This is a genomic window from Micromonospora sp. NPDC049151, assembly GCF_040648395.1.
Classification (GTDB): domain Bacteria; phylum Actinomycetota; class Actinomycetes; order Mycobacteriales; family Micromonosporaceae; genus Micromonospora.
This window is the reverse complement of record NZ_JBEZDP010000012.1, coordinates 37,170-59,898: the sequence shown is the minus strand read 5'-3', so window position 1 is coordinate 59,898 and position 22,729 is coordinate 37,170. Positions and strand designations below refer to the sequence as shown.

The 22,729-nt window shown below is 75.6% G+C and carries 19 protein-coding genes and 2 pseudogenes; 6 read left to right on the top strand and 15 right to left on the bottom strand.

The genetic code is table 11. The features are described 5' to 3' along the window. Positions 1 to 36: 36 nt before the first annotated feature. Together AB0B20_RS16065 and AB0B20_RS16060 are read right to left on the bottom strand one after the other, a co-directional pair. Positions 37 to 762 (bottom strand): hypothetical protein, encoded by a 726-nt coding sequence (locus AB0B20_RS16065; protein WP_357471343.1) that lies wholly within the window; start codon positions 760 to 762, stop codon positions 37 to 39. A 16-nt stretch (positions 763 to 778) separates the two neighbouring features. Beyond that, positions 779 to 1,417 (bottom strand): RNA polymerase sigma factor, encoded by a 639-nt coding sequence (locus AB0B20_RS16060; protein ID WP_357391238.1) that lies wholly within the window; start codon positions 1,415 to 1,417, stop codon positions 779 to 781. A 502-nt stretch (positions 1,418 to 1,919) separates the two neighbouring features. Between AB0B20_RS16060 and AB0B20_RS16055 the strand changes: the two genes are divergently transcribed. Further along, positions 1,920 to 3,311: a protein kinase gene (locus AB0B20_RS16055; protein ID WP_357471340.1), complete on the top strand. Its 1,392-nt coding sequence runs from the start codon at positions 1,920 to 1,922 to the stop codon at positions 3,309 to 3,311. A 67-nt stretch (positions 3,312 to 3,378) separates the two neighbouring features. On the opposite strand, the pseudogene AB0B20_RS16050 reads toward AB0B20_RS16055, so the two are convergent. From AB0B20_RS16050 to AB0B20_RS16040, 3 genes and pseudogenes are all read right to left on the bottom strand, one after another. Further along, a pseudogene (locus AB0B20_RS16050) lies at positions 3,379 to 4,396 on the bottom strand (FtsX-like permease family protein); the annotation flags it as partial. Between the two features lie 32 nt (positions 4,397 to 4,428). Then, positions 4,429 to 5,646 (bottom strand): annotated as a pseudogene (locus tag AB0B20_RS16045) (histidine kinase). Between the two features lie 40 nt (positions 5,647 to 5,686). After that, on the bottom strand, positions 5,687 to 6,382 hold the full coding sequence (locus AB0B20_RS16040) for a DUF305 domain-containing protein (protein WP_357471338.1): 696 nt from the start codon (positions 6,380 to 6,382) through the stop codon (positions 5,687 to 5,689). Between the two features lie 138 nt (positions 6,383 to 6,520). Here AB0B20_RS16040 and AB0B20_RS16035 point away from each other — a divergent pair, with 138 nt between their 5' ends. Together AB0B20_RS16035 and AB0B20_RS16030 are read left to right on the top strand one after the other, a co-directional pair. Further along, a complete protein-coding gene (locus AB0B20_RS16035; RefSeq protein WP_357471335.1) occupies positions 6,521 to 7,972 on the top strand; it encodes a hypothetical protein in 1,452 nt (483 codons plus the stop codon). A 116-nt stretch (positions 7,973 to 8,088) separates the two neighbouring features. After that, on the top strand, positions 8,089 to 9,456 hold the full coding sequence (locus AB0B20_RS16030) for a CoA transferase (RefSeq protein WP_357471332.1): 1,368 nt from the start codon (positions 8,089 to 8,091) through the stop codon (positions 9,454 to 9,456). A 4-nt stretch (positions 9,457 to 9,460) separates the two neighbouring features. Here the strand turns inward: AB0B20_RS16030 and AB0B20_RS16025 are convergent, their stop codons facing one another. After that, positions 9,461 to 10,453, bottom strand: a complete 993-nt coding sequence (locus AB0B20_RS16025; RefSeq protein ID WP_357471329.1) for a carcinine hydrolase/isopenicillin-N N-acyltransferase family protein — start codon at positions 10,451 to 10,453, stop codon at positions 9,461 to 9,463. Between the two features lie 48 nt (positions 10,454 to 10,501). Then, positions 10,502 to 10,975: a DUF1203 domain-containing protein gene (locus AB0B20_RS16020; protein ID WP_357471326.1), complete on the bottom strand. Its 474-nt coding sequence runs from the start codon at positions 10,973 to 10,975 to the stop codon at positions 10,502 to 10,504. A gap of 122 nt (positions 10,976 to 11,097) precedes the next feature. Here AB0B20_RS16020 and AB0B20_RS16015 point away from each other — a divergent pair, with 122 nt between their 5' ends. Next, entirely contained in the window at positions 11,098 to 11,973 is an 876-nt protein-coding gene (locus tag AB0B20_RS16015; RefSeq protein WP_357471323.1) for a transglutaminase domain-containing protein, read from the top strand. A 45-nt stretch (positions 11,974 to 12,018) separates the two neighbouring features. Here the strand turns inward: AB0B20_RS16015 and AB0B20_RS16010 are convergent, their stop codons facing one another. The 5 genes from AB0B20_RS16010 to AB0B20_RS15990 all read right to left on the bottom strand — a co-directional run bounded on the left by AB0B20_RS16010 (position 12,019) and on the right by AB0B20_RS15990 (position 17,247). Then, positions 12,019 to 13,629 (bottom strand): asparagine synthase-related protein, encoded by a 1,611-nt coding sequence (locus AB0B20_RS16010; protein WP_357390360.1) that lies wholly within the window; start codon positions 13,627 to 13,629, stop codon positions 12,019 to 12,021. 3 nt (positions 13,630 to 13,632) lie between these two features. After that, on the bottom strand, positions 13,633 to 14,592 hold the full coding sequence (locus AB0B20_RS16005) for a hypothetical protein (protein WP_357390362.1): 960 nt from the start codon (positions 14,590 to 14,592) through the stop codon (positions 13,633 to 13,635). A gap of 103 nt (positions 14,593 to 14,695) precedes the next feature. After that, positions 14,696 to 15,490 carry an isocitrate lyase/phosphoenolpyruvate mutase family protein gene (locus AB0B20_RS16000; protein ID WP_357471319.1) on the bottom strand — a complete coding sequence of 265 codons (795 nt, stop codon included), beginning with the start codon at positions 15,488 to 15,490 and terminating at the stop codon, positions 14,696 to 14,698. After that, complete coding sequence (locus AB0B20_RS15995) at positions 15,487 to 16,434, bottom strand: cytochrome P450 (RefSeq protein ID WP_357471315.1); 948 nt, start codon at positions 16,432 to 16,434, stop codon at positions 15,487 to 15,489. The genes AB0B20_RS16000 and AB0B20_RS15995 overlap by 4 nt, the downstream gene beginning before the upstream one ends. 69 nt (positions 16,435 to 16,503) lie before the next feature. Next, entirely contained in the window at positions 16,504 to 17,247 is a 744-nt protein-coding gene (locus AB0B20_RS15990; RefSeq protein ID WP_357471312.1) for a winged helix-turn-helix domain-containing protein, read from the bottom strand. A 125-nt stretch (positions 17,248 to 17,372) separates the two neighbouring features. On the opposite strand from AB0B20_RS15990, the gene AB0B20_RS15985 reads away from it, so the two are divergent. Both AB0B20_RS15985 and AB0B20_RS15980 read left to right on the top strand, forming a co-directional pair. After that, on the top strand, positions 17,373 to 19,568 hold the full coding sequence (locus AB0B20_RS15985) for a family 43 glycosylhydrolase (RefSeq protein WP_357471309.1): 2,196 nt from the start codon (positions 17,373 to 17,375) through the stop codon (positions 19,566 to 19,568). Positions 19,569 to 19,654: 86 nt separating this feature from the next. Continuing rightward, positions 19,655 to 20,329 (top strand): HAD family hydrolase, encoded by a 675-nt coding sequence (locus AB0B20_RS15980; RefSeq protein WP_357471307.1) that lies wholly within the window; start codon positions 19,655 to 19,657, stop codon positions 20,327 to 20,329. Here AB0B20_RS15980 and AB0B20_RS15975 read toward each other — a convergent pair. The 3 genes from AB0B20_RS15975 to AB0B20_RS15965 are packed head-to-tail and all read right to left on the bottom strand — an operon-like array spanning position 20,304 to position 22,659. Continuing rightward, on the bottom strand, positions 20,304 to 20,867 hold the full coding sequence (locus tag AB0B20_RS15975; RefSeq protein ID WP_357471305.1) for a 2'-5' RNA ligase family protein: 564 nt from the start codon (positions 20,865 to 20,867) through the stop codon (positions 20,304 to 20,306). The genes AB0B20_RS15980 and AB0B20_RS15975 overlap by 26 nt on opposite strands. A 44-nt stretch (positions 20,868 to 20,911) precedes the next feature. Next, entirely contained in the window at positions 20,912 to 21,517 is a 606-nt protein-coding gene (locus AB0B20_RS15970; protein WP_357471303.1) for a response regulator transcription factor, read from the bottom strand. Then, complete coding sequence (locus tag AB0B20_RS15965; protein ID WP_357471301.1) at positions 21,514 to 22,659, bottom strand: histidine kinase; 1,146 nt, start codon at positions 22,657 to 22,659, stop codon at positions 21,514 to 21,516. The genes AB0B20_RS15970 and AB0B20_RS15965 overlap by 4 nt, the downstream gene beginning before the upstream one ends. Positions 22,660 to 22,729: the final 70 nt, after the last annotated feature.

Here is a 22,729-nt window from a genome sequence, read left to right as displayed (position 1 = left end):
TGAATTATTGTCCGGAATCTGATTGCGCGGTGGCGTTCAGTCGTCCTCGTCGTCCGGGTCCTCCGCCGGCTCGTCCACCAGGTTCCGGCAGTAGCTCTCCACCTGCTCGGGGCCGCCGGCCGCGGTCACCAGGTCGGCGAAGCCCGGTGCGGTGAGCGCCTTCGCCCGCTGCCGCTCCGACTTGGCCAGGTAGGCGCGGCAGTGCCCGGCCATGCTGTTGTTCCCGCGGGTCGGGGACGCGGACGGCGGGGTCGCGCCGCTCGGCGTCACGCTCGGTGTCGCAGCCGGCGGTGACGTCGCGTCGGACGCGTCGCCGGCCGGTGTGCTCGGCGCCGGCCGGGAGGGGCCGGTGACGGCGGGGCCGGCGCCGGTCGGGCCCTCGCCGGTGGGGCGGGCCGTGGTGGCGGGCGGGAGGACCGGCTCGGGCTCGCGGTCCAGGCGCACCGCGGCGAACGCCACCCCGGCGACGGCGGTGGCGGCCAGCCCGGACAGCGCGGCGGCGATCCGCAGGCGCCGGCGCGGACGCGGCGCGGCAACCGGTCCGGCCGCCGGTGACGCCCCGGACGTCCGGGCCGCCCGGAAGGCGGCGAGCGCCTGCTCCTCCCCGGCGACCTCGCCGGGTTCCGCAGGTCCGGCCGCGGCGGACAGCAGCCGGGTCAGCGGGTCCGCGTCGGCCGCCGGCGGCGTGCCGGCGCGCGCGGCGTCGAGCAGGCGGTCGGACTCCGCCCGGTCGGCGGGCCCGCCGGACCGGCGATCGTGCATGCCGTCTCCCCTCACGTCAGCCCTCCGCCGGCTCGGCCTCGGGCGCGTGCGGCACCTGGCGGTCGGTACGGGGACGCGGCGCGGTGGCGTCCCGGACGTCGTCCGGCGCGGCCCGCGCCGCCGCCGAGCGCTCCAGCATCGCGGCCAGCCGGCGCAGGCCCCGGTGCGCGGCGGTGCGCACCGCGCCGGCCCGCCGGCCCAGCACCCGCCCGGCGGTCTCCGCGTCCAGGCCGATCACGGCCCGCAGCATCACCGCCTCGGCCTCCGCCGGCGGCAGCGTACGGATCAGCGCCAGCGCGTTCTCGGTGGCGATGGCCTCGCCGGCCCGGTCGGCGGTGTCGACGTCGGCGGCCAGGTCGTTCAGCGCCTGCACCGGCACCGGCACCGAGGGACGTCGCCGCTGCCGGCGCAGGTGGTCCATGGCGCGGTTGCGGGCGATGGTGACCACCCAGGCGCGGAACTCGCCGCCGGTGAACGACGGCAGGTCGCGGGAGATCTGGAGCCACGCCTCCGAGGCCACGTCCTCGGCGTCGGTCCCGACGAGCGCGGTCAGGTAGCGCAGCAGGGCGGGTTGCAGGCTGCGGTAGAGGAATCGGAACGCCTCCTCGTCGCCCGCCTGGGCAGCGGCGACCGCCTCGTTCAGCTCGGCCGTCACGCGCGCCGTCCGGCCCGGCTGACGGCCCGGCGCCGGGCGTCAACGGCAGCCGGTGGCCACACCGCCATCCGCACTCGCCCCCCCGGTGAGCTGATCAGGCACGCGCACGAGCGTGCGGTGCGCCATGGAACACCGCCCGCGGCAGCGGGCGTCGGCGGGACATACCGTACCGGCGGCCGGCTGCGGCCGGGAGTCGGGCCGACGCGGGAACCCGCGCGGGCGCGTCGGCAAGGCGTCGGCCGCCGGGAAAACAGAGAGAAATGTCTAGCGCCGACTCCGGCGTGTCGTGGTAACACCGAGGGCGGCCGCGACGCTCACCGCTGCGGACCGCGCCGCCGCGGGAGGACCCGCCACGCGGGGGCGGGTGACTTTCTGGCCGATCGTACCGGGTCGATCACGATCAGCCGATCGGCGTACCGGCTGTCGGACACCCGGCCGATCGGGCAGCCGGAGCCGGGCACGGATCTCGCGGGAAATACTTCGCGCCCGCTGTGGGTACGGTATGGGGGTGCTGTCCTCAGACGTCGTACTCAGCGGTCGGTACCGCCTGGATGACCGTGTCGCCACCGGCGGCATGGGCGACGTCTGGCGTGCCACCGACCTGGTCCTCGGCCGTCCGGTCGCGGTGAAGGTGCTGCTTCCCGCCCTGGTGTCCGACCCCGACTTCATCGCCCGGTTCCGCGCCGAGGCGCGGATCATGGCCTCACTGCGCCATCCCGGCGTGGTCCAGGTCTTCGACTGCGGCGAGGACGATCTGCCCAGCGGCGGGCGGGCCGACTACCTGGTGATGGAGTTCGTCGCCGGTGAGCCGCTGTCCCGGCGGATCGAGGACGCCGGGTGCCTCGAGGTGGCCGAGACCATGTCGATCGTGGCCCAGGTGGCGCAGGCGCTGCACGCGGCGCACGGGCGCGGCATCGTCCACCGCGACGTGAAGCCGAGCAACCTGCTGGTGCAGGACGACGGCACTGTGGTCCTGGTCGACTTCGGGGTGGCCCGCTCGACCAACGTCACGAGCATCACCAGCACGAACGCGGTGCCCGGCACCGCCCTCTACATGGCGCCGGAGCAGGCCGCCGGCCGGCCCGTCTCGGGCGCCACCGACGTGTACGCGCTCGGTGCCGTCGCGTACTGCTGCCTCACCGGCAGCCCGCCGTTCACCGGCGACAACCCGCTCCAGGTGGCCGTACGCCATCTCGACGACGAGCCGCCGGAGCTGCCGGCGGAGATCCCGCCGGCGGTGCGGGAGCTGGTGTCCCGGGCGCTGGCCAAGGATCCGGCCGACCGCTATCCGAGCGCCGCGGCGATGGCCGACGCGGCCCGGGCCGCGCGGACCGACTCGCCGGCCGCGACGACGGCGCTACGCGGCGCGGCGGGCTCGGCGCGGTCCCGCGACGACCAGCCGGCGGTCCGCCCGGGCGCCGCGGTGGCGACCTCGCGGCGGCGGGGCCGGCGCGGCACGCTCGTCGGTGCGCTGGGCGCGGTGCTGGTGGCGATGGGCGCGCTGGGCGCGCTGGTGGCCGCCGCGAACGACACCACCGAGCCGGCCACGAAGATCGACTCGACGGCGCCCGCCGTCGCGCCGAGCGACCCGGCCGCGGAGCCGGTCGCCGACGAGCCGTCGGCGAGCGACGAGTACACCTACCGTCCGGTCGGCCCGGGTGGCCGGCCGTCGGCCACGCCCTCGGTGACGCCGAGCGCCTCGCCGACCCCGTCGGCCCAGCCGAGCGTGACGGAGGCGCCGGCACCGACCCGCGAGCCGAGCAGCACGCCGTCCAGCGCACCGACGACGACGGCGCCCACCACGCCGCCCGCGCCCGACCCGACCACCGCCGACCCGGGCACCGGTCCCGGTGGCGGCGGTGACACCGGCGGGCAGCCGGCCACCCAGCCCTGACGCACGGCAGCGACGAGCCGGCCCCGCCCACCGCGGAGCCGGCTCGTCCGTGTCCGGGCGGCGGCGCTCAGTCCGCGCCGAGCGACGCCACCACCCGGGCGGGACAGCGCCCGGCGGGCCGGCAGGACCGAGGCGAGCAGCGCGGCCACCACCGCCACCGCGACGATCAGCCCGATCCGCGCCCACGGCAGCACCAGCGTGAAGTCACCGCCGATGCGGGCCACCACGGCCATCGCCCCGGCCGCCACGCCGGTGCCGAGCGCGACGCCCAGCATCGTGCCGACGAGCGCGGTGAGCACCGCCTCGACCGCGAGCACCCCCCGCATCCCGGCCCGGCTCAGCCCGACCGCGCGCAGCACGGCGGTCTCCCGGGTCCGTTCCACCACCGACAGGCTGAGCGTGTTGGCGACGCCCACCAGCGAGATCACCACGGCGAGGCCGAGCAGCGCGGTGACGAACCCGAGCACCAGGTCGACGGTGCCGGTGAGCATCTTCTTGTACGCGGCCTGGTCCATCACGTTCACCGTCGGGTAGCGGGCCAGCACCGACTCGACAGCGGTCCGGGCCGCGTCGGCGCTCACCCCGGCGGCCGGGTCCACCTCGGCCAGGTAGCCGCGCTCGGCGGGGAACATGGCGGTGACGTCGGCGTCCAGCACGTCCACCAGGTGACCGGCGGGGACCGGGCTGCCGGCCAGGACCGGCTCCTCGTCGGCCACCACCGCGGCGACCCGGAACGGGCGGCCGGCGAGCGTGATCGTGGCGCCGGCCGTCCAGCCCCGCGCGGCGGCCAGCTCACGGTGCACCAGCACCGACCCCGGCCCCAGGTCCGCCGGGTCACCGGCGTCCACCGCCGACAGCAGCAGGGTACGCGGGGTGAGGGTGAGCCCGCTGCCCAGCGGCGCGCCGCTTCCGGCGAGCAGCACGCCGAGGCCGCCGGCCACCGAGGCGAGCAGGCCGGTCACCGCCGCCTCGGACAGCGTGGCCCGGTAGATCTGCCCCCGGGTGGCGCCGACCAGGCGCAGCAGCGCGGTACGCCGGGAGCGCTGGGCGAGCACGATGGCGAAGGTGTTGGCGATCACGAAGCCGGCCACCACCACGGCGATCATCACCCGCACGGTCACGCCGCCGCGCTCCCTTCCTCAGTGCCGGCCGCCGCCGGCAGTGGCAGCCGCGCCTGGACCCGCCAGCCACCGGCGAGTGTGGGGCCGGCGGCGAGGCTGCCGTCGTACACCCCCACCCGTTCCCGCATGCCGACCAGGCCGTGCCCGCCGGACGGCGCCGGCCGGACCACCGGAGCGCCGCCGCCGTCGTCCACCGCGCGGACCACGACGGCGTCGGCGCCCCAGTCCAGCGTCAGCTCCACCGACGCGCCGACACCGGCGTGCTTGAGCGCGTTCGTCAGGCTCTCCTGCACCACCCGGTAGACGGTCAGCTCGAGGCCGGGTGGCAGCGCCCGCGGCGGGCCGGCGCCGCCGCAGGTGATCCGCAGCCCGGCGGCGCGGAAGCGGTCGAGCAACGCGGGCAGTTCCACCAGCGCGGGTCACCGGTGCGCCGGCTCGGCGGCCGGCTCGTCCGCCGCCGGCGGCGACTCCGGGCGGTCCGGTTCCCGGAGTACGCCGACCAGCCGCCGCATCTCCTCCAGCGCCTGCCGCCCGGTGTCCGCGACCACCTTGGCCGCCTCCCGGGCCGTGGCCGGGTCCCGGTCCAGCGTGAACCGCACCCCGTCCGCCTGCACGATCATCACGGCCATGCTGTGGGCGACCACGTCGTGCAGCTCGCGGGCGATGCGGGTGCGTTCCTCGGCGACGGCGGCGCGCGTCTCCGCCTCCCGTTCCCGCTCCAGCGTGGCGGCGCGTTCCTCCAGGCTGAGCACGTATAGCCGGCGGGTGCGCAGGTTCAGCCCGGCCAGGAAGACCGCGCCGACGATGAGGGCGTAGAAGAACGCGCCCATCCACCAGGGCCCGACGCCGGGCGACTGGAGCGCGGCGAGCACCCCGCCGAGCACGGCGACGACCCCGGCGACGATGCCGTCACGCAGCCGGCCGGCGTACTTGACCACGCTGTAGAGGGCGATCAGCACGGCGATGTCGTAGCTGAGCGGACCCCAGCCGGCGATCACCTGGACCAGCGCCAGCGCGGCCACCAGGGCGCCCACGGCCGACGGGTGGGTACGCCGGAGGAACAGCGCCACCGCCATCGCCAGGCCGACCACCGTCGCCGGGATCCCGGTGTGCCCGGCGAGGTAGCCGGACAGCGCGAAGAACACGACGAACCCGCACACGGCCGCGTCGAACGCGACAGCACGCAGCGGACAACCGAGGATCAGGCGGTTCACGACCCGAGAGCCTAGGGCCGCCCGCTCACCCTCCCCCAGGTCAGGGGGTCAGCAGCGCCCGCATGCGGGTGATCTCGGCGGACTGCTCGACGGCCACCGCTGTGGCGAACTCCTGCATCGGCTGGTCGACACCGACCTTCAGCAGATCGGTGGACATGACGATCGCGCCCCGGTGGTGGTCGGACATCATCCGCACGAACAGCCTGTCGAACGCCGCCCCGCGCGCGTCGCCGAGCCGCCGCATCGCCTCGGCGGACTGCATCCCGCGCATGCTGCCGTGGTCGTGCCCGGGCACGTCGGCGGGCAGGTCGCGTTCGCTGAGCCAGGCGCGCAGCAGGCCGACCTCCGGCCCCTGTGCGGCACGGATCCGCATCGCCACGGCGCGGATCCGCGCGTCGGCGGCGCGCTCGGGCGCGAGGGCCGCCATCTCCAAGGCCTGCTGGTGGTGCGGGATCATCATCCGGACGTACCAGACGTCGAGGCTGTTCCATCGCGGGGTGGTGGCGCCCCGGACCTGCTCGGCGGGGCGGGTGGCGGCGGGCTCCCCCGGCCGGCCGGGGACCACCACCGGCGGCGCCGGCACGGCGGTGCTCGCGCTCGGCGCGGCCACCGCCGTGGTCGCGGCCGCCTCCGGGGTACGGGTGTCCTCGCGCCCGGCCAGCGCGAACGCGCCGGCCACCACGAGGGTCACAAGTGCTGTGACGCCCACCCACACACGCGCCTGCCGGCTGGTCATACGACGGCTCCTCCGGTCAAGGTGACAGCGATCCTATCCATAGACGAAAGTTCCCAAGTGTGACCCGGATCACATTGATGGCCGTCTCAAATAGGTAGGGTGTGGCGAATCATGACCCCCTTTCGAAGGGTGTTGCCGATGATCAACATCCGCACGTCCCGAGTCCGGACCGTCAGCCTCGCCGCCGCCGGCCTGCTGCTCGCCGGTGTCTTCACCGCACCGCCGAGCAGCGCGCAGGAGGTCCCCCGGGCCGAGGCCGCGCCGGCCACCGTGGACGACGCCGTCCCCGGTGTCGACGAGATCTCCAGCAGCCCCAACCTGCGTCAGGTGGCGAACCTGCCGAAGCAGGCGCCGTTCGACACCACTGCCGCACTGGGCACCGACATCGCCTTCCAGGGCCGGTACGCCTTCGTCGGCAACTACGACGGGTTCGTCGTCTACGACGTCTCCCGCCCCAGCCGCCCGGCGATCGTGTCCCAGGTGCTCTGCCCCGGCTCGCAGAACGACATCTCGGTCCACGGCAACCTGCTGTTCCTATCGACCGACTCCTCCCGCAGCGACGACTCCTGCGCCAGCACCAGCCAGCCGGCGTCGGTGAAGGAGTCCTGGGAGGGCATCAAGATCTTCGACATCCGGGACAAGCGCAACCCTCGCTACATCAAGTCGGTGGAGACCGCGTGCGGCTCGCACACCCACACGCTGGTGCCCGGCAAGGACAAGCGGAACGTCTACCTGTACGTCTCCTCGTACAGCCCGCGGGCCGAGTTCCCGGACTGCCAGCCGCCGCACGACTCCATCTCCATCGTCAAGGTGCCGGTGAAGGACCCCACCACGGCCTCCGTCATCGCCACGCCGAACCTGTTCCCGGACGGCGGATACCCGGGCATCCCCGGCCAGTCGTCGGCCACCACCGGCTGTCACGACATCACCGCGTACCCGGCGAAGGACCTGGCCGCCGGTGCGTGCATGGGTGACGGCATCCTGCTGGACATCTCCGACCGCGAGGCGCCCCGGGTGATCGAGCGGGTCACCGACGCGGTGAACTTCGCGTTCTGGCACTCCGCCACGTTCAACAACGCCGGCACCAAGGTCGTCTTCACCGACGAGCTGGGCGGCGGCGGCGCGGCCACCTGCAACGAGGAGGTCGGCCCGAACCGGGGCGCGGACGCCGTCTACGACATCACCGGCCGCGGTGACGCCCGCAAGCTGGAGTTCCGCAGCTACTACAAGATCCCCCGGGCCAACGCGGACACCGAGAACTGCGTGGCCCACAACGGCTCGCTGATCCCGGTGCCCGGCCGCGACATCATGGTCCAGGCGTGGTACCAGGGCGGCATCTCGGTGTGGGACTTCACCGACTCCCGCAAGCCCACCGAGATCGCCTACTGGGAGCGCGGGCCGCTGGACGCCACGCAGCTGCGTACCGGCGGGTCCTGGTCGGCCTACTGGTACAACGGCCACATCTACTCCAGCGACATCCAGAAGGGACTGGACGTGCTGGAGCTGCGTGACCCTCGTACCTGGCTGGCGCAGTTCCTGCTGGTGCCCGAGCTGAACGTGCAGACCCAGGCCGGTTACCTGAGCTGGTGACCCGCTGACCGTCGCCAGGCCCGGCGCCTCCGAGAGGGGGCACCGGGCCCGGCGCGTGACCAGCGGCACCCCGCGTGAGCCGCCTCGGACGCCCCCGAGTCGGCGAAGATGTCCGGGTGGGAACTCTGCTGGAGGGTGTGCTGGCGGACCTCGGGCTGGCGGGCGCCGCCGGGCCCACGCCGACCGGCGATCCGCGGCCCTCGGTGCTGGCGTCGCCGCTGGCGGTCGCCGACTGCGCCACCGCGTCCGTGGCCGCCTGCCTCACCGCCGCCGCCGAGCTGGCCGCCGCGCGCACCGGCCGGCGGCCCGACATCGCGCTCGACAGCGAACACGTGGCGGCGGCGGTACGCGGCGAGGTCTGGCTACGCGACGCCGACGGGCGGGGCATCGACGGCTTCGCTCCCCTGTCCCGGCTGTGGCGGGCCGCGGACGGCTGGGTGCGCACCCACGCGAACTACCCGTGGCACCGGAGCGCCCTGCTGGCGTCCCTCGGCGTGCCCGACGGTCCGGACGCCGAGGTGCGGACGCGGCTGGCCGACGTGATCGCCGGCCGCCCGGCGCGGGAGGTCGAACGTGTCGTGTACGCCGCCGGCGGGCTCGCCGTGGCGGCCCGCACCCCCGAGCAGTGGCAGGCGGAGAGCACCCCGGAGACGCCGCCGCTGGTGACCATGACGCCGCTGCGCCGTGGCCCGCTCGCGCCGGCCGGTCCGGGCCCGCTGCCGGCGTCCGGGGTGAGGGTGCTCGACCTGACCCGGGTCATCGCGGGCCCCGTGGGCACGCGGATGCTCGGCGCGCTCGGCGCCGAGGTGCTGCGGGTCGACGATCCGCGTCGTCCGGAGCCGGCGCTGCACGCCGTCGACGGCGTGGTCGGCAAGGCGAGCGCGTTCCTGGACGCCGGCACGGACAGCGGCCGCGCGGCGCTGCACCGCCTGCTCGACCAGGCCGACGTCCTCGTGACCGGCTACCGGCCGGGTGCGCTGCGCCGGCTCGGGCTGGACCCGGACCAGGTCGCCGACCGGCACCCCGGCACCGTGGTCGTCACGCTGTCCGCGTGGGGTACGACCGGAGCGTGGGGCACCCGGCGCGGTTTCGACAGCCTAGTGCAGATCGCCACCGGCATCGGCTGGGCCACGAGCACCGACGGCGTCCGGCCGGGTGCCCTGCCCTGCCAGTTGCTCGACCACGCCACCGGCTACCTCCTCGCCGCCGGTGCGCTGGCCGCGCTCGGGCGACGCGCCCGCACCGGTGAGGCCACCCACGTCTCGGTGTCCCTCGCCAGGACCGCGCGGTGGCTGCTCGACCAGGGCAGCCGGCCGGCCCGGTCGAGCGGTGACGACGACCCGGAGCGCCGGGCCGACACCTACCGGACGGCGCTCGGGAACGGCTGGACCGCGATCAGCCCACCGGGGCGGCTCGACGGCCACCCACTGAGCTGGCCGCACCTGCCACCCGCCTACGGCCAGGCGCCACCCGTCTGGAGCTGACCCGTCAGCTCATCGGCAGCCGGTAGTCGCGGGTGCCGCCACCGGCAGTCACCACCCGCACCTCGCCGCTGCGCAACCCGTACGTCACCGACCAGCGGGTGTGCGACTGGCGTACCGCGTTCAGCAGCCGCAGCGCGCCGGCCGCGTCGACCACCCCGCCGGTGCGGTCCAGTTCCTTCGCCAGCACCCCGTACCTGCGGTCCTGACGCAGTTCCCGGTCCGGCACCCCGACGGCGGGCACGTTGGTGAGCGCCTGCCACGGGCCCTGTCGCCGGTCCACCGTCATCTTCCCGTCGACGAACTCCACCACCGCCGACGCGCCCGTCGCGTCGGCGAGCAGGTAGTGCAGCGGCGGCCCGCCGTCGAAGTCGAGGTTGTAGCGCCGGAACACGGCGACCGCCTCGTCCACTGTGGCAGCGGAGTCGAGCACCAGGCGCAGGATGCGCACCGAGCCGACCTTCGGGAGTCCGGGCACCGGCTCGGCGCGTGCCCCGTCGTCGGCGGCCAGCCCCACCGCGAGACCCCGCTCGTTCATGCCGTCGAACGGCAGCAGCGGCGCGTCCAGCAGCCGCCGGTCCCCCGTCGGGTCGGCGGAGACACCCAGGTAGGAGATGTCGACGAGGGAGATCGAGGCGTACCCGTCCGGCGGGTCGGTGCGCAGCACCAGCGCGGGGTTCGGCTCCCAGTCGAAGTTGCGGGCGAACAGCGGGCGCTCCCGGTCGGCGAGCGCGGCGAACAGCGAGCAGCCGAACGGGCTCGGCGGCGTCGACCCGGCCAGCCCGGCGGTGGGGTCGTAGTCGCCGTCGTACGTCATCTCGTACATCGGCAGATCGTCGATCTTGCGGAGGCTGGCCAGGGTCCGCTCGACCTGCCCCGGGTCCTGCCGTGAGGCGGTCGGCGAGCCGGCCGTGGCCGGCGGGCCGGGCGGGCTGTCCTCCCCGCAGGCCGTGGCGAGCAGAAGCAGCGCGAGCCCGCCGGCGATGAGGGTCCTCCGCATGACAGCGACGCTAGAAGAGGCGTGCGCCGATGTCCATCCGGGACCCGGTCAGCTCCGCACGACAGCGAACATCCAGCAGCCGTACACCACGTTGCGGCTGTGCAGCTGGTTCACCGCCGGGTCGGCGAACAGCTCCGCGATCACCGCCTCCGGGTCGCCGCCGTCGTGTCGCCGTCCGCCCACGATGCGGCCCCTGCTGTCGTACGCGCGCAGCACCTGCTCCCGTCCGCGCCACTGGGACGGGTACGCCGTCACGTCGTCCGGGCCGGCGCAGGCGGCGGCGTGCGCGAACACCGGCCCCACCTCGCGGTACGGGCTCGGCGGCAGCGGCGGGGCGTACCCGAACAGCAGCAGCGCCTCGTCGGGCCGGGCGTCGCGCAGGCAACAGCGCAGCGGCTCGCCGCCGGTGGCGCGCCGGTGCTCGGGCGGCTGCCCGCTGGCGTCGCGGCCGGTGCGGCGCAGCTCGGCGAGCGTCCCGGCGGGCAGCGGGCGGATCCGGAACGCGGTACGGGTGGTCGTCACGGTCCCAGCCTGGCGCGGCCCGGACCGCGGCGCTGGCGGTGATCGGACTTGGCATTCGGATGTCGTGAGATTGAGCGCCGAGCGGGCACCCGTCGGCCGCATCCCGCGCCGAGAATTGCCGGATGGACATCGATGACTACCGCGCCCACTCCCCCTACAGCGATCCTCGCCATCACGCGGCGCTGCTCGACGCCGTGCCCGCCGACCTGCCGACCGTCGCGGCGACCGCCCGCAACGTGATCATCCACTACCGCGCCGGTGGCGTGGAGCTGCCGGACGTCCGCCGGGCCGAGGTCAACCTGCGCTGGCTGGACCGCATCCTCGACACCGACCAGTCCCGGTTCCCGCTGCCGCTGACCGCCGCGCGCCCGGCCGCCGAGCGGGTCGCCGGCTGCTGCCGGGACCACACGCTGTTCACCGTCGCGGCGCTGCGCCGGCACGGGATCCCGGCCCGCAGCCGGGTCGGGTTCGCTAGCTACTTCTCCCCGGACTGGCACTACGACCACGTGCTGGCGGAGTGGTGGGACGGTGCGCGCTGGGTCTGGTCCGACCCGGAGCTGGACCCGGCCGGCGACCGGGGGTTCGACGGCTACGACATCGACCCGGAGGCGGGGCACTTCGAGTCGGCGGCCCGGGTGTGGCTGGCGTACCGGGCGGGCCGGATCGACCCGGACACCTACGGCGTCGACCCGTCGCTGCCGATCCGGGGCGACTGGCTCGTCCACGACTACGTGCTGCTGGAGCTGGCCCACCGGCACAAGGACGAGGTGCTGCTCTGGGACGAGTTCGGGGCCATGACCGAGGACCTGACCGGCGCCGACCTCACGCTGGTCGACGAGCTCGCCGCGCTGCTGGTGGCCGCCGACCGCGGCGACGCCGCCGCCGAGCGGGAGCTGACCCGCCGGTACGCCTCGGACGCCCGGTTGCGTCCGGGCCGTACGGTCCACTGCCTCGACCCGGTCTCCGGGGTCGCCGCCGACGTGGACCTGCGACGCTGATCCGGCACGCCGCGCACCGGCCGGACGGCCCGGCGACGAGCCGGCTCACCCGGGCAGCGGCGCCTCGTCGCCTCGGGTGCGGCGCGGGTTGACCAGCCGGCGGACCATCGGGGCGGCGTTCCAGCGGGCCGCGCCGACCAGGTCGCGGGCGTGTTCCAGCACCGTGTAGTCGGGCCGGGCGATGCCCTCGGCGATGGCCCGGTCGAGGTCGTTGCCACAGCGGGTGAGCACGCTGTCGAAGTCCCGGCGGACCGGTTCCAGCAGGTCGTAGCCGAACGAGCGGTGCAGCCGGGCGAACAGCGGCTTGTAGAGGCGGGCGCGTTCGTGCAGCCCGGACGAGTACGACATCGGGTTCTTCGGCCGCTGCCGGACGTAGGAGGGCAGCAGGTCCGCGAAGGCCCGCCGGACGATCCACTTCTCCTGCCCGTCGCGCAGTTTCACGTCCAGCGGCAGCCGCATGGCCAGCTCGACGACGCTGAGGTCGAGGAACGGGACCCGCGCCTCCACGCCGTGCGCCATGCTGGCCCGGTCCACCCGTTGCAGCTCGGTCCGGCAGAGGTTGCGGATCTTGTGCAGGAACAGCCGCCGGGACCGCTCCGGTCCGACCCGGTGGTACATCGGGTAGCCGCCGAACAGCTCGTCCGAGCCGTCGCCGGTGAGCACCACCCGGACGCCCATCTCGCGCAGCCGCCGGAAGATCGGCACCGAGACGACCGCGTTGATGATGTCGCCGTACTCGGTCAGCTCGGAGATCCGGATCGCCTCGCGGACGTCGGCGAGCCGGATGTCGCGCGGGCGCAGCTCGATCACCTCGTGCGGTACGCCGAGGTCGGCGGCGAGCCGCCGGGCGTACGCGACGTCCGGGCTCTCCGGCACACCGATGGTGACGGCCACGCAATCCGGGTGCAGTTCCCGGGCGTGCAGCAGTGCCAGCGAGCTGTCCAGGCCGCCGGAGAGCACCACGCCGACGGTGAGGTCGGTGTCCAGCCGGGCGCGCATCGCGTCGGTGAGCGCGACGCGGACCAGCAGGGCCGCCTCCTCCGGGTCGTCGATCACCGGCAGGCCGTCGCCGAGGGTGAGCAGGTCGACGTGCGGGCCCAGCCGGACCGGGCGGCCGGGCTCGACCCAGCCGTGGTGGCCGGGCGCCACCTCGCCGATCGGCGCCCCGTGCCCGACCAGCGCCTTGACCTCGGAGGCGAGGTGCAGGCACCCGGGCAGGCGGGACCAGTACAGCGGCTTGACGCCGAGCGGGTCGCGGGCCAGGTACGCCCGGCCGCTGTCCCGCTCGACGATCACGAACGCGTACTCGCCGCGCAGCCGGCGTACCGCGTTCCCGCCCCACTGGCGGAACGCGGCGAGCACCACCTCGGTGTCGCCACAGGTGCGGAACCCGTGGCCGAGCCGGGTCAGCTCGGCGCGCAGCTCGTGGTGGTTGAAGATCTCGCCGTTGAAGCAGAGCAGGTGCCGCTCGTCGGGTGACATCCACGGCTGGACGGACCGGTCCCGGTCCACGATCTTCAGCCGTCGTACGCCGGCGAGCAGGCCGTTCTCCTGCCGGGTCTCGGTGACCTCACCGCGCGGCGCGAGCGCGGCGAGCATCCGCCGGAAGGTGGCCGGGTCGGCGTCGGGGCCGATGCTCAGCGCGATGCCGCACACCTGTCACACCCCCATCTCGGCCTCGTACGCGCGCCGGTACCGGCGGCGGGCGGCCGGGGCGAGGCAGACGTGCCACGCCTGGCCCTCGTCGACCACGTTCACCTCGCCCGCGTCCTGGCGGGCCAGCAGCAGCCCGGCGAGCGCGGGGCGGGCGCCGAAGCGGTCGTACCACTCCAGTTCGACGTCGGCGGCCCAGCCGAGGCAGTGGCCGCTGGGCACCATCGCCGCGTACCCGAGGCGGCGCAGCCGGTACTGGTGTTCGGCGCTGCGGGCCAGGCTGGTCACCCAGAGCGGTGGCGTGCCGTCGGGCGCGATGGCGGTGAACTCCCGGGCCAGGTCGTTGAGGAACGCGATCATCTCGCGGCGGGCCCGGCGGAACAGCAGCCCGGCGGTACGCGGTGTGGCGTCCGGGCGCAGCCGCCGCCGGAGGGCCCGCAGTCCGCGTCCCACCACTGTGGCGGGCTGCTCCTGGTAGCGGAATTCGAGCAGGCCGCGGCGGCGCAGCCACTCCAGGTCGACCAGTTCGGTGCTGGTGCGCACCTGGTCGTCGGTGAGGAACGTCGGGCTGTCCCGCCACCAGAGCACGTCCACGCGGGAGAGCAGGTAGATCCGCACCAGCGCGGTGAGGTCCTGCGCGGAGCTGCGCGCGTTGGGCTGGTAGCGGGCCATCTCCAGCAGCAGCGTCTCCCGGGCGCCGATCAGGCCCTGCGGGGTGGCGTCGAGGACGGCGGCGATGGCCGGTTCGCGCAGCCGCTGGTCGAGCAGCACCTGACGGGCGGTGGCCGACGGCCCGTCGGCGAGGGCGCCCACCTCGACCAGGAGGTCCGCGACCGCCGCCCGGTACGCGGCCAGGTCCGGCGCGGCGCCGCCGTGCCACCCGGCGGCGGGCACCCGCCGGGCGGGGGCGGTGGGTGTGACTGCGGGACCGGGCTGGCGACCTGGGCTGCGGCTGGGCACTCGCATGGTCTCCGTCCCCTCTCGGTCAGGACACGGCGTGATTGGGCCTGCACACACCGTAATCAGGCGAGAGGGTGGCAATCCTCGCATCTGTCCCGAAGGTGCCCGATCAGGTGGCGAATGGCCGGGCCAAGGCCTGCACCTCCTCGTACCCGGGCGGAGCGGGCAGGCGCGGGTCGCGCCCGGCGCCGATCGCGTCGGCCAGGTGCAGCGCCGCGCCGAGGGCGGCCCGGAACAGCAGCGAGCCGGTGCTGACCCGGGCCACGCCGAGCCGTCCGAGGGCGGCCAGGTCCGGGCCGCCCGGCCGGTACAGCACATTCAGCGGCAACCCGGCCCCGGCGGCGAGCACACCGACCAGGTCGTCGGGTGCGCCCGGTACGAACAGGCAGTCCGCGCCGGCCGCCCGGAACACCGCCGCCCGCCGGAGTGCCTCGTCCAGCGGTGACGGCACGTCCAGCCACCAGGCGTCGGTGCGGGCGTTGACGACCATCTCCGGCACGGCGGCGCGGACCGCCGCGATCACGGCGGCCACGTGCTCCGCCGGGGCCAGGTGCCCGTCCGGGCGGCCGTCCTCCAGGTTCACGCCGACCACGCCGAGGGCGGCCAACTCGCCGACGAAGCGCGCCACCTCGGCCGGGTCGTCGTGGAAGCCGTCCTCGACGTCCACAGTCAGCAGCGCCGGCAGGCCCCGCAGCCGGTACGCCAGCTCCAGCGTCTCGGCGCGGGTGGCCCGGAGGGCGTCCGGGCGGCCGGCCGCCGCCGCGACGCCCAGGCTGGTCGTGCCGATCGCCTGATGCCCTCTGGCGGCGAGCGCCGCGGCGGAGGCGTGGTCCCAGGCGTTCGGCAGCAGCAGCGGGTCACCGGGCCGGTGCAGCTCCCGGAACGCGCGGTACCTGTCGGTCATCGCCGGCTCCCCTCGCTCAGCGCGCCGGAGGCACGGCGCAGCACGTCGACCACGCCGGTCGCCAGGGCGAGCGCGTGCCGCTCCCCCGGGCAGCCGCGCGGACCGGCGCCGAAGGTCAGTACCGGGCCGGCCGGGCCGGCCCGGAACCGGTCCGGGTCCGGGAAGACAGCTGGATCACGGTTCGCCGCGTCGAACCGCAGCAGCAGCCGGTCGCCCGCCCGCACCGCCCGGCCGCCCAGGCTCAGCGCGTCGGCGGCGACCCGGCGGGTGAGCCGTACCGGTGGGTCCAGCCGCAGCACCTCGGCGAGCAGCATGGCCGTGGCGAGCCCGTCCGGCGCGGCCCGTCCGTGCCGGACGGCGGCGTCGATCAGCCCGGCGGTGGCGTCGGCGGCCTGCACGAGCAGGCCGAGTCGGTTCGCGGTCACCTCCGCAGGTGCCTGCGGCGACAGGGCGAGCAGCGCCGCCACCGCCCGGTCCGCCCGCCGCGCGGCCGCCGGATCGGCGCCCGGGTGGTATGCGGCCGCCACCGCCACCACCTCCGTGGCGGCCGCCGCCGGGTCGGCCAGGCCGAGCCGTTCGGCGAGCACCAGCAGGGGTACGCGCCGAGCCGGGGTCATGTTCTCCTCGCTCGGACGGTCGAGGATCCGCTCGGTCAGCCGCTCGGCGGCGCGGCGGAGTTCCCCGGGGTCCGGGGCATCAAGTGCCGCCACCCCGACGGCTCGTCGCGCGGCGTGCCGGCCCGGCGGGCTGAACCGGCTCACCGAGGCGCGCAGCCACGCGAGGGTGCCCGCCGGCCCGTCCGGGACGGGCGGCACCACGCAGCGGCTGTCGGTCAGGGCGGCGAGGACGTCGGCGTGCCGGGTGACCACCCAGCCGTCGTCGCCGAGCGTCGGGGGTCCGCAGGGCGGGGTCCCCGGGGCAGCAGGGATGGTCGGTAGATCCATCGCCCGACCGTAGGGCGGGAACGGTTCGGTCCGGACCGAACGATCCGCGCGGGCGCGACCGGGCCCAGGTCAGGCGCGCGCCGGGCCGGTGTCGCGGGAGGCGGGCGGGGCCAGCAGCGCCGGGTCGAGCCCGAGCGTGTCGGCCAGCGCGTCGCGCCCGATCGGGGTGAGCCGTACCGCCCGGCCGGCGCCGCGCGCGGTCCAGCCGAGGTCGAGGAAACGCCCGCACAGCGCCGCGCCGACCGCGCCGGCCAGGTGCGGGCGCCGTTCGGTCCAGTCCAGGCAGTCGCGGACCAGCGGACGCCGGGTCGCGCGCAGCGGTTCGACAGGTACGCCGAGGCCGGCCAACCAGGCCACTCCCGCGCCGGTGAGCGCCAGCCCGCCGGAGCGGTCGAGCACGCCACGGGCGAGCAGGGCGTCGTGCAGCAGCACGCCGAGCCGCCCGGCCAGGTGGTCGTAGCAGGTGCGGGCGTACGCCAGGGCGATCCCGGCCGACGCGGCGCGCAACGTGCGGGGCGGGGTCGCCGGTGCGGGCGCCCGCGCGGCCAGGTCCTCGACGAGCTGCGCGACGGCCGGGTCGGCGAGGCGGACGTACCGGTGGCGGCCCTGCCGCTGCTCGACCAGCAGGCCGCCGGCGACCAGCCGGGTGAGGTGGTCGCTCGCGGTGGACGCGGCGACCCCGGCGGCGCGGGCCAGTTCCCCGGCGGTCCAGGCCCGGCCGTCGAGCAGGGCGAGGCAGAAGCCGGCCCGGGTGGGGTCGGCGAGCAGCGCGGCGAACCCGGCGAGTCCGCGTCCGTCGGCACCGGTGGTCATCGGCCCATGCTGACACGGGCACGGTTCGGGCCGCGCCGAACGGTCCGGGGTTCTTTACAGCAGTCTCTCCAACGTTGTAGAAACGGTGGCACCGGCACCTCCGTCTATCCCCGAGGGCAGGCCCGATGGGACACCTCCGCCGCGGTGGCGCGCTCGCCGCCGTACTCACGCTCCTGCTCGCCGGCGCGGCCCCCGCGTCCGCCGCCGAGCCCGGCCGCTACCGCAACCCGGTCTCCGCCGGGTTCGCCGACACCTTCGCCGACCCGGTCGTGGTGCGCGGCGACGACGGGCTCTGGTACGCCTTCGGCACCTCCGACCCGCTGCGCGAGGGCGAAGGCCGGGCGCACCGGGTGCCGATCGCGCGTTCGGCCGACCTGGTCGACTGGTCCTTCGTGGGCGACGCGTTCGCCCCGGACCAGCGGCCCGCCTACGCCGCGCCCGGTGCCGCGTTCTGGGCGCCGGACGTGCGGCGGGTGGCCGGCCGCTGGGTCATGTACGTGACTGTCACCGACACAGGCGTCTCCGACGACACGTTCGACACCGCCGTCGGCGTGGCCACCGCGCCGAGCCCGGCGGGACCGTGGACCTTCGCCGACACGCCAGTGGTCGCGCCGCGACCCGGCGCGGGCGGCGGTTACCTGTGGACGATCGACCCGAGCCAGCTCACCGGCGCCGACGGCCGGCACTGGCTCTACTACGGCAGCTACTACGGCGGCGTCTCGGTCACCGAGCTGTCGCCGGACGGGCTGCGCGCGGTCGGCACGCCGACACCGGTCGCGATCGACAACAAGTTCGAGGGCGCGTACGTGCTGCGCCGCGACGGCTGGTACTACCTGTTCGCGTCCACCGCGAACTGCTGCGCCGGCCCGGCCACCGGCTACTCCGTCCAGGTCGGCCGGTCCCGTGACCCGCGCGGCCCGTTCGCCGACCGGGACGGGCAGCGCCTCGACGTGTCCCGGGCCGGCGGCACGCCCGTGCTCACCCAGAACGGCAACCGCTGGATCGGCACCGGGCACAACGCGGTGCTCACCGACCTGTCCGGGCAGGACTGGATCGCCTACCACGCGATCGACCGCGCCGACCCGTACCTGGACGAGCCGTTCGGCGTCAACGAGCGGCCGATGCTGCTGGACCGCCTCGACTGGGTCGACGGATGGCCCACCGTGAACGCGGGCGCCGGTCCCTCCGTCGCCGCCCGGCCCGCGCCGGTCACCACCGGGCCGGTCGACGCCCGGTTCGCCACCGGAGACCTGCGCGGCTGGCGGGCCGAGCGCGGCCGCTGGCAGGCCACCGGCGGGGTGCTGACCGGCAGCGGCACGCTCACCTGGCGTACCCGCATCGGCGGTGACCTGCGGGTGGAGACCGACCTGCGGCTGACCGGCGCGGCCACCGCCGGGCTGCGGCTGCGCGGCGTGGACGTCCGCGTCGGGCGCGGCCGGTTGAGCGCGGGCGGCGCGTCCACCGCGCTGCCCGCCGGCCTCGACCTGCGCGACCGGCACAATCTCGCCATCGAGGTACGCGGGCGGCAGCTCGTCGCCACGCTCAGCCCGTCCCGCCTCGGCGACCCGGTGGCCCAGGTGACCGCGCGGCTCCCCCGCCCCGGCGCCGGTGAGCTGTCCGTGCGCGCCGAGGGCGGGCCGGCCGAGTTCGACAACGTCAGCGCCGTCCGGCTGTACCGCCCGGCCCGGCACACCGTCCCCGACCCCCGGGTCGGCCCGGTGCTGCGCGGCTACTCCGACGAGTTCACCGGCGGCCTCGACCCGGCCTGGCGGTGGGTACGCCAGGACCCGGCCGCCACCGTGTCCGGCGGCGCGCTGCGCTGGCCGGTGCAGGACGCCGACCTGTCCGGCACCGGCAACACCGCCGCGGTGCTGCTGCGGGACGCGCCGGCCGGCAACTACGTCGCCGAGACCAAGGTGACGCTCGACCTGGGCGAGGACAGCGTGCGCAACTACCAGCAGGCGGGCCTGGTCGCGTACGTCGACGACGACCGGTTCGCCCGGCTGACCCAGGTGGCGATCTGGAACACCCGGCAGGTCGAGTACGGCTACGAGCTGCCCTTCGCCGGCCAACCCGTGTACGGCGGCAGCATCGTCGGCACCCCCGGCGCCACGACCTGGCTGCGGCTGGTCCACCGGGTCGACCCGGTCAACGGCGAGCACGAGTTCCGGGCCGGGTCCAGCCGCGACGGCAGGCGCTGGACGTGGGGCGCGGTGTGGGCGTTCCCGGCCGGCACGACGCCGCGGATCGGGCTGGTGGCGCACGGAGGCGCGACACCGGCGGTGACGGCGCAGTTCGACTACCTGCGCTTCCACAGCTGACAGAGCCGTAGCCGAAGGCCGCCGCTCGGAACAGCTCACTGCGTCGCGACCCACCAGAACTCGTCGTGTCGATCTAGGGTGATGCGATGATCGCCACGCGCGTGACGACGGTACTGTTCGACTTCGCCTGGACTCTGTTCGCCAGAGACTCGGAGCGCTGGGTGGGCAACGCGGCGGCATCGATCGACCGGACATTGGCTGCCGGCGAGGCGCACCGTATTGCCGGCGACTTCGCGGAACTGTTGCGGGAGACGGCCACCGATCCGGCCCACATCGCCCGAGATCTGGACCCGCGAGTCTGGGATCGGGCGATCCTCACCGTGCTGGAACAGATTCCTGGGGTGGACCAGGCGCTGGCATCGGTCTTGCACGAAACACACGCCGACGCGATCGAGCCGTACGCCGACACCGTCGCCACCCTGTCCGCATTGCGCGACAGCGGTGTTCGCATCGGCGTCGTCAGCAACGTCGGCTGGGACATCCGCACATGCTTCGCGCGGCACGGACTCGACGGCCACGTCGATGTGTTCGTCCTCTCCTACGAGGTCGGCTTCGTCAAACCGGACCCTCGGATCTGGGGCGCCGCCCTCGAAGCGCTCGATGCCGCACCGGGCCAGACCCTGATGGTCGGTGACCATCCCGTCGGCGACGGCGGATCGGTTTCCGCCGGCATACCAGCGCTGATCCTGCCGATGGTGGATTCGCCCGCGCGAAAACGCGGCTTCGAATACGTGCTCAGACTTGCCCAGGTTCCGTCCTGACAGGTCCGTCGCCGGCACGCGGGGAGGCAGTGCTCAGCTCGCTGACCGTGCGGGTGTCGCCGTCGTAGCTGCGCGCCGCCACGAACGCACCGGCCGGCGGGTGGGCCCCGGCGACCGCCCGGGCGCGGCGCCGGTCCGCCGCGCCGAACCGCAGCGCCAGGCTCAGGTGCGGCACCCACCGGCCGGGACGGTGCCACGAGTGCCCGCCGGGCGCCTCGGCGAGCACGTCCCAGACCGCACCGTGCAACGCGACGAGCTGCGGCGTCGGCCGGACCAGCCACACCAGCGGCGCGCTGCCGTCGAGCACCGTCACCCGGCCCAGCCGCACCGGCAGCGGCAGCGCCGCGTCGCACAGGTCGGCCAGGCGCTGCTCGGCGCCGGGCGGGAACTCCTCGACCGAGGCGAGCGTCAGGTGCGGCCGGTTCGTCTGGTGCGTGTTGCGGGCCAGGCTGGGCAGCCCGGCGGCGGCGAGCCGGTCCCAGGCAGCGCGAACCGCCGCTTCCAGTTGGGGAGCGCAGAGCAGTTCGACCGTCCGCACGTGATCAGGCTAGTCGCCGGCGACCGCGCGCGACGCCCCGTACGTCAGAGCCAGCCGGCCTCGCGCGCCCGCCGTACCGCCTCGGCCCGGTCGGCCGCGCCGAGCTTCTGCACGCAGGCGCTCAGGTGGTTGCGGACAGTGCCGGCGGCCAGGTGGGTCCGCCGGGCGATCACCGCGACCGGGGTGCCCAGCTCGGCCAGCCGGAGGGTCTCCAGCTCACGCGGCGTCAGCGGGCACTCGGGCAGGGTGAGCGCGTCGGCCGCGAGCGCGGGGTCGACGTAGCGGGCGCCGGCGTGCACCCGGCGGATCACGTCGGCCAGCGCGCCGCCGGGGGCGCCCTTGGCGAGGAACCCGCGTACCCCGGCGGCGAGCGCCGGGCGGAGCTGAGCGGGGCGGCCGTGTCCGGTGAGGATCACCGGGGCGCAGCCGGGCAGCGCCCGGGTCAGCTCGGCGGCGACCTCCACACCGCCGGGCGGCGGCATCTCCAGGTCGAGCACGGCGACGTCCGGGCGGTGGGCCAGCGCGGCGTCCAGGGCGCCGCGCCCGTCGCGGGCGTGCGCGACCACCTCGATGTCCGGTTCCAGGTCGAGCAGCGCGGCCAGGGCGAGCCGGATCAGCTCCTCGTCGTCGGCCAGCAGCACCCGGATCACGGCGTCACCGGCACTGTCGCCACCAGGCTGAACACGCCGTCGGCGGCCTCGGCCCGGACCCGGCCGCCGGCCGGGGCGAGCCGGTCGGCCAGCCCGCGCAGGCCGCCGCTGAGCCGGTCCGGGCCGTCGTCGGCACGGACGCCGTCATTGCGTACGGTGAGTGTCACCACGCCGTCCTCCCGGATGATCTCGATCCGGCACCAGCCGGCCCGGCTGTGCCGCAGCACGTTGGTCCCGGCTTCGCGCAGCACGGCCGCCAGGTCGGCGGCGACCGGCGCGGGCACCGCACCGTCCGGCGGCACCACTGTCGTGCGTACGCCACTGGAGCGCAGCACCTCCCCCACCGCCGCGGCCTGCTCGGCCAGGTCGACGGCGCGGTAGCCGTGCACCGCCGCGCGTACCCGGGTCAGCGCCGTCGCGGCGAGCCGCCGCGCCTCCGCCGCCTCCCGGGCGGCCCGGGCGGCGTCGCGCGGCGCCAGCCGCTCCGCCAGCTCGGCCTTGAGCGCGATCACTGTGAGGTCGTGGCCGAGCAGATCGTGTACGTCCCGGGCGAAGCGCAGCCGTTCCTCGGCGGCGGCGAGCCGCGCCTGGGCGGCCTGCCCCTGCCGGGCCTCGACGAGCAGGTCCCAGAACCAGACCTGGACCCAGGTGAGCGCGGCGATCCCGGCGCCCACCACGCCGGTGACCGGCAGCGCCGTGAGCACCGACCCACCCGCCGCCCAGGTGACGGCGGCGGAGAGCGCGAGCACACCAGCCGCCGCCACCGCCGCGACCGCGGGCCGGAACAGCAGCGGCGTCATGCCGACCAGGGACGCCCCCAGCCACGCCCAGGTGGGCCAGGTTCCGGCCGCGACCGGGCCGAGCAGCGGCAGGCTGAGCAGCGCCGCCACGGTGAGCGCGGCGTGCCGGCGGCGACGGGCCGGTACGGGCAGCCACGGCGTGACGGCGGCGTGCAGCACCGCGATCTGGGCGGCGGTGAACCCGAGCAGCCCGGCCACGCCGAGCGCGACGCGTACCGGGTCGGGTTCGCGGGCCAGGCCGACGGCGGGCAGCAACACCGTGGTCCACGCGTTGGTGGCCAGCGACAGCAGCGTGACCCGCCGGGCCCGGCGCAGCCGGTGGTCCGCCGGATCGACGCTCATGCCCGCCGATCCTAGGGCGTGCACCGGCCCGCCCACCCGGAGGAGATGTCACGGCCGGACCGTGCGGTCC